Below are 14,202 nucleotides of genomic sequence, written 5' to 3' on the forward strand. Positions count from 1 at the left end.
CCGGGATCGCTCCCGGCCTTTCGCATTTGATGACGTTACGCGCCGCTTACTTCGCTTCCGCGCGCTTGGGCGGGGTGGCCGGCCACGACTTGATCAGGGTATCGTAGTCGACCGTCTCGCCCTTCGGCTTCTCGTTGGCGAGCTTGCGCTGGGGCGCGATGGTGCCGTCCTTCTCGGCCTTCGCGAACCAGTATTCCGGCTTCTCCTTCTTGTGCAGCTTCGGACCGCAGGCACCCTGCACGTTTGACTTCTCCAGGCGCTCCATGACGGAGTCCTGAGCCGCTGCAAGGGCATCCATCGCGGCTTGCGGCGTCTTCGCACCGGACGACGCATCGCCGATGTTCTGCCACCACAGCTGCGCGAGCTTCGGATAATCGGGCACGTTGTTGCCGGTCGGGGTCCACTGCACGCGCGCAGGCGAGCGGTAGAACTCGATCAGGCCGCCGAGCTTCGGCGCGCGCTCGGTGAACGACTTGTCCCAGATGTCGGATTCACGGATGAAGGTGAGACCGACATGGCTCTTCTTCAAGCTCACCGACTTGGAGATGATGAACTGGAGATAGAGCCAGGCCGCCTTGCGGCGATCCGCCGGGGTCGACTTGAGCAGCGTCACGGAGCCGGCGTCCTGATAGCCGAGCTTCATGCCTTCCTTCCAGTACGCACCGTGCGGCGAGGGCGCCATACGCCATTTCGGCGTACCGTCCGCGTTCATCACGGCGATGCCCGGCTTCACCAGGTCGGCGGTGAAGGCGGTGTACCAGAACATCTGCTGGGCGATGTTGCCCTGTGCCGGCACCGGGCCTGCCTCGGAGAACGTCATGCCCTGGGCCTGCGGCGGCGCGTACTTTTTCAGCCAGTCGAGGTATTTGGTGATCGAGTAGACCGCGGCCGGACCGTTGGTGTCGCCACCACGCTCCACCGAGGAGCCGACCGGGCGGCAGCCTTCCATGCGGATGCCCCATTCGTCGACCGGCAGACCGTTCGGAATGCCCTTGTCACCGTTGCCGGCCATCGAGAGCCAGGCGTCGGTGAAACGCCATCCGAGCGAGGGGTCCTTCTTGCCATAGTCCATATGGCCGTAGACCTTGACGCCGTTGATCTCCTTGATGTCGTTGGTGAAGAACTCGGCGATGTCCTCATAGGCGGACCAGTTCACGGGGACGCCGAGCTCGTAGCCATACTTGGCCTTGAACTTGGCCTTGTAGTCGGCGTTGGTGAACCAGTCGTAGCGGAACCAATAGAGGTTCGCGAACTGCTGGTCGGGCAGCTGATAGAGTTTGCCGTCGGGGCCGGTCGTGAACGACTTGCCGATGAAGTCGTTGACGTCGAGCATGGGATCGGTGACGTCCTTGCCCTCGCCGGTCATGTAGTCCGAGAGAACGACCGTCTGGCCGTAGCGGAAGTGGGTGCCGATCAGGTCGGAATCGTTGATCCAGCCGTCATAGACGTTCTTGCCGGACTGCATCTGGGTCTGCAGCTTCTCGACGACGTCACCTTCCTGGATGAGGTCGTGCTTGAGCTTGATACCGGTGAGCTCGGAGAACGCCTTCGCCAGCGTCTGCGATTCATATTCGTGAGTCGTGATGGTCTCGGAGACGACGTTGATCTCCATGCCCTTGAAGGGCTCGGCGGCCTTGGCGAACCACTCCAGCTCCTTCTTCTGGTCTTCCTTCGACAGCGTCGAGGGCGTGAATTCCGCGATCCACTTCTGGATCACGGCGTCGTCGGCGGCGCGGACCGGCGCCGAGACGGCGAACGACACCGCAGCAATCGCGGCGACGCTCGACATGGTCAGAAAACTGCTCTTGGTCAATGGACCTTTCCTTCTCCTAAACTGTCGCATGTTGTTCCTCCGTTGCAGCGACAAACTTTTATACAGACCCGGATTGCCCCCGGATCTGGCCGTCCCTTCGCAAGCTTCAGACCGTGCGGAATATGAGCACGGCCGTCACCAGCGAAATTCCACTTGCGAGCCACAGGCGCGAGATTTCAACGCCCTCCTCGCCGATCGGCAGCGTTGCGATCGCATCGGTGCCGAAGAAACCGATCCAGAGAAGGTGGATGACCGCCGCAGCGATCAGCGAAACAAACAGGCGGTCGCCGCGCGTGGTCGGAATGCGGAGCACGCCGACGCGCTCGGCTTCGGGATAGACCGCCGCAAGCCACGTCATCACGGCGAGCGTGCAGGCCAGTGCGGCGAAGAAGATCGCCGTCGGCAGCGTCCAGGCCATCCATGCGATGGATTCCATATGCTCTACTCCTTGCGCATGATCTGGTCCGAAAACCGGTTTCCACTTTTCGGGATCATGCGCGGCTCAGACGCGACCGAGCGCAAAACCGCTCGCGATGTAGTTGCGGACGAACCAGATCACCAGCGCGCCCGGAATGATGGTGAGCACGCCGGCGGCTGCCAAGAGGCCCCAGTCCATGCCCGATGCCGACACCGTGCGCGTCATGATCGCCGCGATCGGCTTGGCCGACACCGAGGTCAGCGTGCGCGCGAGCAGAAGCTCGACCCAGGAGAACATGAAGCAGAAGAAGGCGGCGACACCGATGCCGCTCGCGATCAACGGCACCAGGATCTTGATGAAGAAGCGCGGGAAGGAATAGCCGTCGAGGAAGGCGGTCTCGTCGATCTCGCGCGGAACGCCGGAGACGAAGCCTTCGAGGATCCACACCGCCAGCGGCACGTTGAAGATGCAATGCGCGAGCGCGACTGCCCAGGGCGTATCGAACAGGCCGATCGCCGAATAGAGGTTGAAGAACGGCAGCGCATAGACCGCGGCCGGCGCCATGCGGTTCGACAGCAGCCAGAAGAACAGATGCTTGTCGCCGAGGAAGCGGTAGCGCGAGAAAGCATAGGCCGCCGGCAGCGCCACCGAGATCGAGATGATGGTGTTGAGGACGACGTATTCCAGCGAGTTGATGTAGCCGGAATACCAGCTCTCGTCGGTGAAGATGCGCTTGTAGTGCTGCAGCGTCGGCGTGTGCGGCCACAGCGTCATCGTCGAGACGATTTCGGCATTGGTCTTGAAGCTCATGTTGACGAGCCAGTAGATCGGCAGCAGCAGGAAGATCAGGAACAGCCCCATGATGAGGCGGCGGCCGGGGATCGAGTGCATCAGGCCACTCCTTCCTTTGGCTTGAGTGCCGGCACCGGCTTGCGCGCGGCCGATGGCTTGGGCTCCGCCGCCGGCTCGCTCTCCGCCTGGACTTTGCGCTCGGCGCCCGCATTGGTCATGACGGTGTAGAAGATCCAGCAGACGGTCAGGATGATCAAATTGTAGACCAGCGACAGCGCCGCGGCCTTGCCGAGGTCGAACTGGCCGAGCGCGATCTTGACCAGCTCGATCGACACGAAGGTCGTGGAGTTGCCGGGTCCGCCGCCGGTGACGACGAACGGCTCGGTGTAGATCATGAAGCTGTCCATGAAGCGCAGCAGCACCGCGATCAAGAGCACGCGGTTCATCTTCGGCAGCTGGATCGCCTTGAACACGGCCCAGCGCGAGGCGCCGTCGATCTGGGCGGCTTGGTAATAGGCTTCGGGAATCGACTTCAGGCCGGCATAGCACAGCAACGCAACGAGGCTGGTCCAGTGCCAGACGTCCATCACGATGACGGTGACCCAGGCATCGATCTCGTTGGAGACGTAATTGTAGTCAATGCCGATGGCATTGAGGACGTAGCCGAGCAGGCCGATGTCGGGGCGCCCGAAGATCTGCCAGATCGTGCCGACCACGTTCCACGGAATCAGCAGCGGCAGCGCGAGGATGATCAGGCAGGCCGCGACGGTCCAGCCCTGGCGCGGCATCGACAAGGCGACGACGATGCCAAGCGGCACCTCGATCGCTAGGATCACCAGCGAGAAGAACAGGTTACGACCGAGCGAAGCGAGGAAGCGGCCGCCGAGATCGGTCGAGGGATCGAGCAATTCCTTGAACCAGCCGACGCCGTTCCAGAAGAACTGGTTGTTGCCGAAGGTGTCCTGCATCGAATAGTTCACCACCGTCATCAGCGGCAGCACCGCCGAGAAGGCGACGACCAGGAACACCGGCAGCACCAGGAACCAGGCTTTTTGGTTGACGATCTTGTCCATCAGGCGGCTCCCTCCACCAGAAGACTGTCGGCGTAGACGTGGACGTGCGACGGATCGAATTTCAGTCCAGCCATGCCGTCCGAGCTGGTGAACCCCGCGGGCGCGCGCGCCGCGAGCTTGGCGTCGCCGAAGCGCGCTCGCGCAAAACGGATGCGGCCGAGATCGTCGAGACGCTCGATCCTTGCGGTGAGCAGGCCGGGCGCAGGCGCGACGACCTCCACGAATTCGGGACGGACGCCGATCTCGATCTTCGCGCCCGCAGGCAGGTTGTCGTAAGCGCGGTTGAGTCCGATGACGTGGCCATCGATCCGCGCCTCGCGTCCCCTCACCTCGGCCGGCAGGATGTTCATGCCGGGCGAGCCGATGAAATAACCGACAAAGGTGTGCGCCGGCTTGTCGAACAGCTCGGCCGGCGTGCCGCTCTGCACGACGCGGCCGTCATGCATGACGACCACCGTGTCGGCGAATGTCAGTGCCTCAGTCTGGTCGTGGGTGACGTAGATCATCGTGAGGTCGAGCTCGCGATGCAGCGCCTTCAGCTTGGAGCGGAGCTGCCATTTCAGCTCGGGATCGATCACCGTCAGCGGCTCGTCGAACAGCACGGCGGCGACGTCGGAACGGACGAGGCCACGGCCGAGAGAGATCTTCTGCTTGGCGTCCGCCGTGAGGCGCGTCGCCTTGCGGTTGAGATAGGGTTCGAGATCGAGCAGGCGGCCGATCTCGGCTACGCGCTTGTCGATCTCGGCCTTGGGCACGCCGCGGTTCTTCAGCGGAAACGCCAGGTTCTCCCCCACCGTCATGGTGTCGTAGATCACCGGAAACTGGAACACCTGGGCGATGTTGCGCTTCTGGGTTGACAGCGGTGTGATGTCCTTGCCGTCGAACAGGATTTTCCCCCGCGACGGCGTGATGATGCCGGAGATGACGTTGAGCAGCGTGGTCTTGCCACAGCCGGACGGGCCGAGCAGCGCGTAGGCGCCACCCTGCCGCCAGGTCATGGTAACAGGCTTCAGCGCAAAGCTGTCCTGTGGCGCATCATTGCCGCCGTAGGAGTGGGCGAGATCGACGAGGTCAATGCGGGCCATATCGCACCTCCCTCAAGAGCTCGGCGCCGCGACCAACCGGTCGGCGGCATCGAAGACAAAAACGTCGTTGGGATCGAGCACGGCGTCGAGCGTCTGGCCGGGCTCGAACTCGTGCACCCCGTGCAGCACCGCCACCCAATTCGATCCTTCGCGGGTCAGATGCACGAAACTCTCCGAACCGGTGATCTCGGTCACCGTCACCGTGGCATGGAAGGCGTGGCGATCAGCCTCGCCGTTGGCGAGCGCAAGCTGGTGGGCGCGAAAACCGACACGATAGGCGCCGTCGGCAAGGCTTGAATAAAGACCGGAGGCCGGCGAAGTCGTGCCGCCGGCATAAGCGACCTGCCCGTTCTTCTTCTCAATGCCGACGAGGTTGAGCGGCGGATCGGAGAAGACCTGGGCGACGCGCAGCGTCTGCGGGCGGCGGTAGACGTTGGCGGTCTCACCGATCTGAAGCGCCTCGCCTTCCCACATGCACACCGTGTTGCCACCGAGCAGCAGCGCCTCGGTCGGCTCGGTGGTGGCGTAGACGAAGATCGCGCCCGAAGCCTCGAAGATGCGCGGCAGCTCGGCGCGCAGTTCCTCGCGCAGCTTGTAATCGAGATTGGCGAGCGGCTCGTCGAGCAGCACGAGATCGGCGCCCTTGACCAGCGCGCGCGCGATCGCGGTGCGCTGCTGCTGGCCACCGGAGAGCTGGAGCGGCGTACGCTTCAGGAACGGCTCGAGCCGCAGCAGCTTCGCCGCCTCCGCCACGCGCGCCTCGATCTCGGAGCGCGGCTTGCCCTGCACGCGCAAGGGCGAGGCGATGTTCTCGTAGACGGTGAGCGAGGGGTAGTTGATGAATTGCTGGTAGACCATGGCAACCGAACGCTGGCGCACATCGGCACCCGTAACGTCCTTGCCGTTCACCACCACCTTGCCCGTGGTCGGCTTGTCGAGCCCGGCGAGCAACCGCATGATCGAGGTCTTGCCCGACAGCGTCGGGCCGAGCAGCACGTTGAGGGTTCCGCTCTCGAGCGTCAGCGAGACGTCGCGGATATGTGCGACGCCCTCGACAGTCCGGGTCACGTGATCGAGCGTCACGGTCATGAGCGTCCTCCTGCTTCCAGCAGGGGAGTTTGCTGCACAGTGTGGGTCCTGATCCAGTCGTCAAGCACGCCGATCTCATCGGCAGATAGTCGCAGGCCGAGCTTGGAACGGCGCCAGACCACGTCCTCGGCGGTCACGGCCCATTCGTTGGCCATGAGATAGCGCACCTCGCGCTCGGTCAGCGTCGCACCAAAGGACTGGCCAAGATCGGCGGCCGATTTCGCGTCGCCGAGCAGCTTGACCGCCTTTGTGCCATAGGCGCGGGCAAGACGTCGCGCGTGCTCGTGACTGAGGAAGGGATAGCCACGCTGAAGCTCGGCGATCAGCCCGTCGATGTCGGACACATTCATGTCGCCGCCGGGCAGCGGCCATTTGCCGGTCCAGCCCTCCCGTGCTTTTGCACTGCGCAGATAAGGCGCGAGCCGCTCCAGCGCTTCTTCGGCGAGGCGGCGATAGGTCGTGATCTTGCCGCCATAGATCGAGAGCAGCGGCACACCGCCGGGCGTGTCGAGCTCGAACACGTAGTCGCGCGTCGCGGCCTTGGCTTCACTGGCGCCGTCGTCATAGAGCGGACGCACGCCGGAATAGGTCCAGACGACGTCGTCCGGCGTCACCGGCTTGGCCAGATATTCACTCGCCGCCGTGCAGAGATACTGGATCTCCTCGGCCGTCGCCTTCACCTTGGCGGGATCGCCGTCATAGTCGCGATCCGTGGTGCCAATCAGCGTGAAATCGTCCTGGTACGGGATCACGAAGATGATGCGGCCGTCGGCGTTCTGGAACATGTAGGCGCGGTCGTGGTCGTAGAGCTTCCTGACCACGATGTGCGAGCCCTGCACCAGGCGCACCTTGGCTTTCGCATTGACGCCGGCGCCGCGGCCGAGCACGTCCTCGACCCAGGGGCCGCCGGCATTGACCAGCGCGCGGGCCTGGATCTGCGAGCGCTCGCCGGTCAGCGTATTGACCATGCCGACGGTCCAGAGGCGGTCAGACTGGCGAATCTCGGTGGCGCGGGTGCGCGTGCGAATCTCGGCGCCCTTGTCGGCGGCATCGCGTGCGTTGAGCACGACGAGGCGGGCGTCGTCGACGAAGCAGTCGGAATATTCAAAGGCGCGCCTGTAGCGATTCGCGATCAGCGGCTTGCCGACCTCGTCACGCCCAAGATCGACCGAGCGCGTGGCGGGCAGCAGATGACGGCCGCCGATGTGGTCATAAAGGAAGAGGCCGAGACGCAGCAGCCAGGCCGGCCGAAGACCGGCGTGATGCGGCAAAACGAAACGCAGGGGGCGGATGATATGGGGCGCGATGCCCCAGAGGATCTCGCGCTCGATCAGCGCCTCGCGGACCAGCCGAAACTCGTAATATTCGAGGTAGCGCAGGCCGCCATGCACCAGCTTGGTCGACCAGGACGACGTCCCGCTCGCCAGATCGTTCATTTCGCACAGGAAAACGGTATTGCCGCGGCCCACCGCGTCACGCGCGATGCCGCAGCCGTTAACACCGCCTCCGATGATGGCGAGGTCGAAAATACGCTCCAAAAGACGCATCCCCGAACGCCGCCCGTTCCTTCGGACGGCTGCTTTCGTTTTTGATTAGATCACACCAAAAAACGAAAGCAAGATGAAAGAGAGGCGAAAGGAAGTGAAAGCGGAACATTTTTGGTGCGCATGAGGCCGCAGGGAATGAGCATCTTGATCAGCAATTCGGGAAGCAATTAGCGATCTTGATTAGTCAGCGTCGCAGAATTATAGTCTCAATAGTCATATTGGTTACCGCTCGCATGGCCGATCGAAACACTGCACCTGACACACTTCCGGCTGATGACACCTGGACTCTGGCTAACGCCAAGGCGCGGTTGTCCGAGGTGATCGATCGCGCTCAGGCCGGCCCGCAGGTGATCACGCGACACGGCAAGCCCAGCGCGGTTGTCGTCTCCGCCGAGGAATGGGCGCGCAAGACCGCACGCAAAGGCACGCTGGCCGAATTCCTGCTAGCCTCGCCGCTGCGCGGCGCCGATCTCGAACTTGAACGAGTGCACGACGCGCCCCGCGACGAGATGCCGTGAACCTGCTGCTCGACACCAACGTGCTGTCGGAGATACGGCGACCCGCGCCTTCGCCGAAGGTCCTGGCGTGGCTGGATACGATCGATGAGGATCGTGCGTTCATCAGCGTTGCATCGATCGCCGAGCTTCGCCGCGGCGTCGCGTTGCTGGAGGATGGCCGTCGCCGCACGGCGCTGGCCGCCTGGCTTGCCCACGATCTCCCAGCGCGATTTGCCGAACGTGTCTTGCCAATCAATCACGCGGTGGCGGAGCGCTGGGGTGACCTGATGGCTCAGAGCCGCAGGAGCGGCGTTGCATTGTCCGTCATGGACGGTTTCTTTGCGGCGACCGCGCTCACGCACGGCCTCACACTCGTCACGCGCAATGTGAAAGACTTTGCGGCGTTCGGCGTTCCGCTGCTCGATCCATGGGACGATGTCTAGGACCTATCGCAGCCGCACCACCGGCGCGGCTTCCGGCGCGGCATCCTGAGCATCGGCCGGCGCATCATCGATGTCCGCGCCCTTCGGCATCGCCGCCATCACCTCGATGCCCTTGCTGTGGCAGATCGTGGCGAGGCGCTCGGGCAGTTCCTGGTCGGTGACGAAGGTCTGGATCTGCGTGATATGCGCGATGCGCACCGGCGCACTGCGGCGGAGTTTTGTGGAATCGGCGACCAGCATGACGCTGCGGGCATTGGCGATGATGGCCTGCGCCACTTGCACCTCGCGATAGTCGAAGTCGAGCAGCGCGCCCTCCTCGTCGATCGCGGAGGCGCCGATGATGGCGTAGTCGACCTTGAACTGTCCGATCAGCTGCGTCGCCGTCGAGCCGACCACGGCGCCGTCGGCGCGTCGCACCGTGCCACCGGCGACCACCACCTCGATGCGGGGATGGCGGTACAGCAGCATCGCAACGTTGAGGTTGTTGGTGATGACGAGCAGATCCTCATGCGAGGTCAGCGCGCTGGCGACCTCCTCCGTCGTGGTGCCGATATTGATGAAGAGCGAGCAGCCATTCGGGATCAGCGAGGCTGCCGCAGCCCCGATCGCCTTCTTCTCGTCGGCGGCGACGAAGCGGCGCGCCTCATAGGCGAGGTTTTCCACGCCGGAGGCGATGATGGCGCCGCCATGGATGCGGGTCAGCGATCTCCGCTCGCAGAGATCGTTGAGATCCTTGCGGATGGTCTGCGCCGACACCTCGAACCGGCGCGCGAGTTCCTCGACCATGACGCGGCCGGAAGCGCGCGCGATGTTGAGGATTTCGGCTTGGCGATGGGTCAGTCCGGTCACGGCAACGTCCTCAAATCAGAATGATGCATGGTGCGGCGGTTCGCAGCGGCGGTCAATGCGCGCGCCGATCACGGTTAACGGATGCGGCCCTCACCACGCCATGGCGCTCGCGAGGCGCGCCAGCAGTGCCGGATCGTCGAACGCGCTGGCCGAAGTGATCGCGCCGGCGCCAACCAGGTCGGCATGGCTGAGGCTGGTCCGGATGCCGACGGTCGGAATTCCGGCCGCCGCGGCCGATTGCACGCCGGTGCGGGAGTCCTCGAATGCGATCGAGGCCTCTGCCCTCGCGCCGACGAAACGCAGCCCTTCCTGATAGGGCAGCGGATGCGGCTTGCCGTGCGGCAGCTCGGCGCCGATCACGAGCGCCTTGAAGCGATGCGTGATGCCGAGGCCGGAGAGCAGCAGCTCGGCGTTGAGACGCGGCGCGTTAGTCACGGCCACCATGGGGATGCCGGCGCTGTCAGCCCGGTCGAGCAGCGCCATCAGGCCCTGGAGCGGCGCGATCTGCCCGGCCACCAGCGTACGGAAGACCTCCTCCTTCTCATCGAGGATCAGAGCGCGCCGCTCCGGCGCCTCATCGGGCAGAAAGCGCTCGCCGATCGCGACATTGGCGAAACCTTGCAGCTCCCTGGAGAAGCGCGCGTGATCGAAGACATGGCCGTGAGGGCCGAGCACCTGGTTGAAGGCCTTCAAGTGCAGCGGGTCGGTGTCGGCCAGCGTGCCGTCGATGTCGAACAGCAAGGCCCTGCCCATCGCTTCCGTTTTGGCTTCGATCATTTCCGTACTTTCCAAAATCCGCGGCGGATTGATGCGCGAGACGTATCAATATGGCCTCAGCCGCGCAATGACGCATGAGCATGACGACGAGGTGCCACTCGACAAAGCCGCGCGCGGCTGCAACACTTGCCGCAAGATCAAAAAGGAGGAAACGATGACGATCAACCGACGCGATCTGGCTCTCTCGACTCTCGCCGTCTCGGCACTCGCGCTCACGACACCGGTGCTGGCGGCCTCGGCCGACGATGAGGCCGTGGCGAAGAAGGTCGAAGCCTTCCGCCTCGCCCAGATCGCGGCCGATCCGAAGGCGCTCGGCGCACTGTGCTGGGACGATCTCAGCTACAGCCATTCCAGCGGCAAGGTGGAGGACAAGGCGACCTTCATCGCCAACGCGACCGACGGCAAGTCAAAATTCCTGTCGATCGAGTACAAGGACCCGACCATCAAGGTCGTCGGTCCCACCGCGATCGTCCGCTTCCATTGGCTGGGCGAGCAGGAGATGGCTGCCGACGGGAAAAAAGTATCGACCAATCTTCACATCCTGATGAACTGGCAGAAGCAGGGCGACGAGTGGAAGCTCTTGTCGCGGGCCGCAACGAAGTTGTGATCAACGACGCTTGCCCTCTCCCCTGTGGGAGAGGGTAGCAAGCGGCGAGACGGTGAGGGGCTAGTCCTCTCACGATTTGAGTTTGCTGAAGCAACCCTCATCCGGCGCCATAGCCGAAGCCTCGCATCGGCGTTCTCTTACGAACGGCCGCCGAAGGTCGCCTATGCCACCTTCTCCCACAAGGGAAGAAGGAAAAGGCAGCTGGCATCAAGGGCGGCAAAAATTTCCGACCACGCTTCGCGCGCCCCGGAATGACGAATGCGGCGCTTACGCCGCCTCCTTCACATCACCGTGCAACAGCTTGCGCGCGGCGCGCTCGGCTTCGCGCGCGTTACGGAAGAGCTGGCCTTCAAGACGGTTGAAGCGGTGGGATGAGGCGAAGAAACAATAGCCTCCGGAAGAACGAACGACGATACCTGCGGTCTGCGAATCGACTTCGATGATGTAGCTGTCCGGCATAGTCGGTGGATTCCTCAGTGCGGGCAAATAACGGTGCTCCTGCCCAAAGGTTCCCCAGGCATTTGAGGCCGTTTCCACCCCGAATCGACACGCAACTGAGTACGCCGGGACCTCATCCGTTTTATGACTGGTTCTTGACTGGTTCTTGGCGAAGCCGCGACGTGGATGACTCAGTCGCGCCGCGTTTGGCGGCGCTTGCCACGCATTCGTGAGATGAGGCAGAGCGTCGCGCGCGATTACGTCGCGATCGTTGTGTCAGTCGCGCGAACCGCTTGTGGCCGACCGTGTTCGTCAATCGAGACGTAGGTGAAATTGCCGTCGGTGACGAGAAACGGATGCTCCTCCCCGCGACGCAGCGCCCACGCTTCCAGGTGCACGGTAAGCGAGGTGCGGCCAACGCGGACAAGATTGGCGTAGACCGACACGAGATCGCCGACATAGACCGCTTTGCGAAAATTCATCGCCTCGATCGCAACCGTCACGGTACGCGACTTCGCGGCCTTTGACGCAAATACGCCGCCGCCGACGTCCATCTGGCTCAGCAGCCAACCGCCGAAGATGTCGCCATTCGCATTGGTGTCGGCTGGCATTGCCAGCGTGCGGATGCAGAGATCGCCGCTCGGCCCGGTGTTCGCCTGTTCGGTCATGCCGGTGTCACCTGAAATTGTCCCAGCCCGGATCGGGCGCAAAGCGCGCTCCGAATCGCTCGGCCAGCCCGCGCAGGGTGGATACAATGTTTTCCACGCCGCGTGTGCGGGCATAGTTCAGCGGACCGCCGCGGAACGGCGCATAGCCCGTGCCGAAGATCATGGCGCCGTCGACGGCGTCGGCATCGTCGACAACGCCCTCGCGCAGCGCCGCGACGCAGACGTTGGACATCGGCAGCACCAGGCGGTCGATCATCTGGTCGGTGACGCGCGGGCCTGTCTCGGGGAGCGGCCCCTTCTCCGCCTTGCCGTCCTTCCAGGTGTAAAATCCCTTGCCGGTCTTGCGGCCGAGCTCACCCTTGGCGACCTTGTCGCGGAGCCAGGCCGGCGTCGGCGGCAGGAGATCGCCGAATTTCGTGCGCAGCATGTCGCCGACGTCGAGGCAGATGTCGAGCCCGACCTGATCGGCGAGCTCGATCGGCCCCATCGGCATGCCGAATTGCTCGGCGGCGGCGTCAATCAGGCGCTGGTCGATCTTCTCGTCCAGCATCACCATCGCTTCCAGCATGTAGGGCGTCAGCGCGCGGTTCACGAGGAAGCCGGGCGAACTCTTCACCGGCAACGGCAGGCGGTCGACCGCACCGACGAAGGCGAGCGCTTGCTTCAGCACCTGCGGATCATTGCCATCGTGACTGACGACTTCGACCAATTGCAGCCGCGACACCGGATTGAAGAAATGCAGACCGACCAGCCGCTCCGGCCGTGCCAGGCCGTTGCGCAGATCCTGAAGCGGGATGCTCGACGTGTTAGTGGCGAGGATCGCGCCCGGCTTCATCCGCGGCTCGAGCCCGGCATAGACCTTCTGCTTCAGCTCGAGCTTCTCCGGCACCGCCTCGATGATGAGATCAGCGTTGCGCACGCCCTCCCCATCCATGTCGGGGATGAGGCGATCGAGCGCGTCGCGCACGTCGGTCGGCTTGCGGATGATCTTGCCGTACAGCTCGGCGGCGCGCTTCACCGCGCCCGCGATCGGCTCGGCTTTCATATCGGCGAGCGAGACGCGCAGCCCCTGTCCGGCTACCCAAGCCGCGATATCGCCACCCATGGCGCCGGCGCCGATGACATGGACATGCTTGATGGTGTTGCCGCTGCCTGCGGCCTTCTTCATCTGCTCGCGCAGGAAGAAGACGCGGATCAGGTTCTGCGCCGTCGGCGTCACCATCAACTTGCCGAAGGAGGCCTGCTCCGCCTTCAGCATCGCGGCCTTGCTGCCGCCATGGGTCTCCCAGAGGTCGATCAGCGCATACGGCGCCGGATAATGCTCGCGGGATGCGGCCTTCGCCGCCTCCGAGCGCATGCGCTTGGCGAGCAGCCCGCGCGCGAGGCCGACATTCGCCGCGCGCGTCAGCAAGCCTGGCCGCGCCCGCTTCAGGCGGCCGAACAGCGCGTCCTTCACCGCCCCCCGGACATGGCGCTCCTGCGTCGCGCTATCGACGAGACCGAGCGATTTAGCACGGCGTGCATCGATGGTGCGCCCGGTCAGCATCAGGGACATCGACTGAACCGGATTGACCAGCGCGGTGAAGCGCGCGGTGCCGCCGAGGCCGGGATGCAGACCCAGCATCACCTCCGGGAAGCCGAAGCGCGCGCCGTCGATGGCGATGCGCGACTGGCAGGCCAGTGCAACCTCGAGCCCGCCGCCGAGGCAAAAGCCGTGGATGACCGCGACCGTCGGCAGCCTCAAAGCTTCCAGATGGTCGATCACCGCATGCGCGGCGCGGATGCGCGTCTCCACCATGTCGGGATCGGACGCGCCACGGAATTCGTTGACGTCGGCGCCCGCGATGAAGCCGGACGGTTTTGCGGAGCGGATCACGAGACCGGCGGGACGTTCGGTTTCGATCGCCGCGAGCACGGCGTCGAATTCCTCCATCACCTCGGAGGACAGCGTGTTGGCGCTTGCATCAGTGCGATCGAACAAGAGCCAGGCGACGCCGTCGGCATCGCGCGTCAACTTGAAGTGCCTGTATGGACTGTCCGTCGCGGGCTTGGGGCCGAGCTCAAGGACGCGGTCGCCAAGCGCGGTCATGATCTTGGAATCCATGG

Annotated in this window: 15 protein-coding genes; 3 read left to right on the forward strand and 12 right to left on the reverse strand. The window is 64.0% G+C overall.

What is annotated here, in order from left to right:
• Positions 1 to 46: 46 nt before the first annotated feature.
• The 7 genes from IVB26_RS30670 to glpD form a co-directional block, all read right to left on the reverse strand.
• Positions 47 to 1,789 carry an ABC transporter substrate-binding protein gene (locus IVB26_RS30670; protein WP_247973310.1) on the reverse strand — a complete coding sequence of 581 codons (1,743 nt, stop codon included), beginning with the start codon at positions 1,787 to 1,789 and terminating at the stop codon, positions 47 to 49.
• 130 nt (positions 1,790 to 1,919) lie between these two features.
• Positions 1,920 to 2,249, reverse strand: a complete 330-nt coding sequence (locus IVB26_RS30675; protein WP_246923768.1) for a DUF2160 domain-containing protein — start codon at positions 2,247 to 2,249, stop codon at positions 1,920 to 1,922.
• A 66-nt stretch (positions 2,250 to 2,315) separates the two neighbouring features.
• Positions 2,316 to 3,122, reverse strand: coding sequence for a carbohydrate ABC transporter permease (locus IVB26_RS30680; protein ID WP_194406557.1), 807 nt, complete (start codon positions 3,120 to 3,122; stop codon positions 2,316 to 2,318).
• Positions 3,122 to 4,096 (reverse strand): carbohydrate ABC transporter permease, encoded by a 975-nt coding sequence (locus tag IVB26_RS30685; protein WP_247968783.1) that lies wholly within the window; start codon positions 4,094 to 4,096, stop codon positions 3,122 to 3,124. The genes IVB26_RS30680 and IVB26_RS30685 overlap by 1 nt, the downstream gene beginning before the upstream one ends.
• Positions 4,096 to 5,181 carry an ABC transporter ATP-binding protein gene (locus tag IVB26_RS30690; RefSeq protein ID WP_247968784.1) on the reverse strand — a complete coding sequence of 362 codons (1,086 nt, stop codon included), beginning with the start codon at positions 5,179 to 5,181 and terminating at the stop codon, positions 4,096 to 4,098. The genes IVB26_RS30685 and IVB26_RS30690 overlap by 1 nt, the downstream gene beginning before the upstream one ends.
• Positions 5,182 to 5,193: 12 nt before the next feature.
• Complete coding sequence (locus tag IVB26_RS30695) at positions 5,194 to 6,270, reverse strand: ABC transporter ATP-binding protein (protein WP_247968785.1); 1,077 nt, start codon at positions 6,268 to 6,270, stop codon at positions 5,194 to 5,196.
• On the reverse strand, positions 6,267 to 7,817 hold the full coding sequence (gene glpD, locus IVB26_RS30700) for a glycerol-3-phosphate dehydrogenase (protein ID WP_247968786.1): 1,551 nt from the start codon (positions 7,815 to 7,817) through the stop codon (positions 6,267 to 6,269). Before glpD ends, IVB26_RS30695 begins: the two co-directional genes overlap by 4 nt.
• Positions 7,818 to 8,050: 233 nt before the next feature.
• Here glpD and IVB26_RS30705 point away from each other — a divergent pair, with 233 nt between their 5' ends.
• Together IVB26_RS30705 and IVB26_RS30710 are read left to right on the forward strand one after the other, a co-directional pair.
• Positions 8,051 to 8,335: a type II toxin-antitoxin system Phd/YefM family antitoxin gene (locus IVB26_RS30705; RefSeq protein WP_247968787.1), complete on the forward strand. Its 285-nt coding sequence runs from the start codon at positions 8,051 to 8,053 to the stop codon at positions 8,333 to 8,335.
• Positions 8,332 to 8,757, forward strand: a complete 426-nt coding sequence (locus IVB26_RS30710; protein WP_247968788.1) for a type II toxin-antitoxin system VapC family toxin — start codon at positions 8,332 to 8,334, stop codon at positions 8,755 to 8,757. Before IVB26_RS30705 ends, IVB26_RS30710 begins: the two co-directional genes overlap by 4 nt.
• A gap of 3 nt (positions 8,758 to 8,760) precedes the next feature.
• Here IVB26_RS30710 and IVB26_RS30715 read toward each other — a convergent pair whose 3' ends face one another.
• Together IVB26_RS30715 and IVB26_RS30720 are read right to left on the reverse strand one after the other, a co-directional pair.
• The gene (locus IVB26_RS30715) at positions 8,761 to 9,606 is read right to left on the reverse strand and encodes a DeoR/GlpR family DNA-binding transcription regulator (protein ID WP_128916585.1); all 846 of its coding nucleotides are present in this window, start codon (positions 9,604 to 9,606) and stop codon (positions 8,761 to 8,763) included.
• A 90-nt stretch (positions 9,607 to 9,696) separates the two neighbouring features.
• Positions 9,697 to 10,383 (reverse strand): HAD family hydrolase, encoded by a 687-nt coding sequence (locus IVB26_RS30720; protein ID WP_247968789.1) that lies wholly within the window; start codon positions 10,381 to 10,383, stop codon positions 9,697 to 9,699.
• Positions 10,384 to 10,537: 154 nt separating this feature from the next.
• Between IVB26_RS30720 and IVB26_RS30725 the strand changes: the two genes are divergently transcribed.
• Positions 10,538 to 10,990: a nuclear transport factor 2 family protein gene (locus IVB26_RS30725; protein ID WP_247319618.1), complete on the forward strand. Its 453-nt coding sequence runs from the start codon at positions 10,538 to 10,540 to the stop codon at positions 10,988 to 10,990.
• A 267-nt stretch (positions 10,991 to 11,257) separates the two neighbouring features.
• Here the strand turns inward: IVB26_RS30725 and IVB26_RS30730 are convergent, their stop codons facing one another.
• The 3 genes from IVB26_RS30730 to IVB26_RS30740 all read right to left on the reverse strand — a co-directional run bounded on the left by IVB26_RS30730 (position 11,258) and on the right by IVB26_RS30740 (position 14,200).
• On the reverse strand, positions 11,258 to 11,449 hold the full coding sequence (locus IVB26_RS30730; protein WP_246929190.1) for a hypothetical protein: 192 nt from the start codon (positions 11,447 to 11,449) through the stop codon (positions 11,258 to 11,260).
• Positions 11,450 to 11,685: 236 nt separating this feature from the next.
• Positions 11,686 to 12,096, reverse strand: coding sequence for an acyl-CoA thioesterase (locus IVB26_RS30735; RefSeq protein ID WP_247968790.1), 411 nt, complete (start codon positions 12,094 to 12,096; stop codon positions 11,686 to 11,688).
• Between the two features lie 7 nt (positions 12,097 to 12,103).
• Positions 12,104 to 14,200, reverse strand: a complete 2,097-nt coding sequence (locus tag IVB26_RS30740; RefSeq protein WP_247968791.1) for a 3-hydroxyacyl-CoA dehydrogenase NAD-binding domain-containing protein — start codon at positions 14,198 to 14,200, stop codon at positions 12,104 to 12,106.
• Between the last annotated feature and the right edge of the window lie 2 nt (positions 14,201 to 14,202).

The sequence above is a fragment of the Bradyrhizobium sp. 195 genome (assembly GCF_023101665.1).
Taxonomy (GTDB): domain Bacteria; phylum Pseudomonadota; class Alphaproteobacteria; order Rhizobiales; family Xanthobacteraceae; genus Bradyrhizobium.

Bases quoted from the DNA above. Each gene is read 5' to 3' on its own strand.
- IVB26_RS30670 (WP_247973310.1), bottom strand. From the start codon at position 1,789: ATGTCGAGCGTCGCCGCGATTGCTGCGGTGTCGTTCGCCGTCTCGGCG.
- IVB26_RS30675 (WP_246923768.1), bottom strand. From the start codon at position 2,249: ATGGAATCCATCGCATGGATGGCCTGGACGCTGCCGACGGCGATCTTC.
- IVB26_RS30680 (WP_194406557.1), bottom strand. From the start codon at position 3,122: ATGCACTCGATCCCCGGCCGCCGCCTCATCATGGGGCTGTTCCTGATC.
- IVB26_RS30685 (WP_247968783.1), bottom strand. From the start codon at position 4,096: ATGGACAAGATCGTCAACCAAAAAGCCTGGTTCCTGGTGCTGCCGGTG.
- IVB26_RS30690 (WP_247968784.1), bottom strand. From the start codon at position 5,181: ATGGCCCGCATTGACCTCGTCGATCTCGCCCACTCCTACGGCGGCAAT.
- IVB26_RS30695 (WP_247968785.1), bottom strand. From the start codon at position 6,270: ATGACCGTGACGCTCGATCACGTGACCCGGACTGTCGAGGGCGTCGCA.
- glpD (WP_247968786.1), bottom strand. From the start codon at position 7,817: ATGCGTCTTTTGGAGCGTATTTTCGACCTCGCCATCATCGGAGGCGGT.
- IVB26_RS30705 (WP_247968787.1), top strand. From the start codon at position 8,051: ATGGCCGATCGAAACACTGCACCTGACACACTTCCGGCTGATGACACC.
- IVB26_RS30720 (WP_247968789.1), bottom strand. From the start codon at position 10,383: ATGATCGAAGCCAAAACGGAAGCGATGGGCAGGGCCTTGCTGTTCGAC.
- IVB26_RS30725 (WP_247319618.1), top strand. From the start codon at position 10,538: ATGACGATCAACCGACGCGATCTGGCTCTCTCGACTCTCGCCGTCTCG.
- IVB26_RS30730 (WP_246929190.1), bottom strand. From the start codon at position 11,449: ATGCCGGACAGCTACATCATCGAAGTCGATTCGCAGACCGCAGGTATC.
- IVB26_RS30735 (WP_247968790.1), bottom strand. From the start codon at position 12,096: ATGACCGAACAGGCGAACACCGGGCCGAGCGGCGATCTCTGCATCCGC.
- IVB26_RS30740 (WP_247968791.1), bottom strand. From the start codon at position 14,200: ATGGATTCCAAGATCATGACCGCGCTTGGCGACCGCGTCCTTGAGCTC.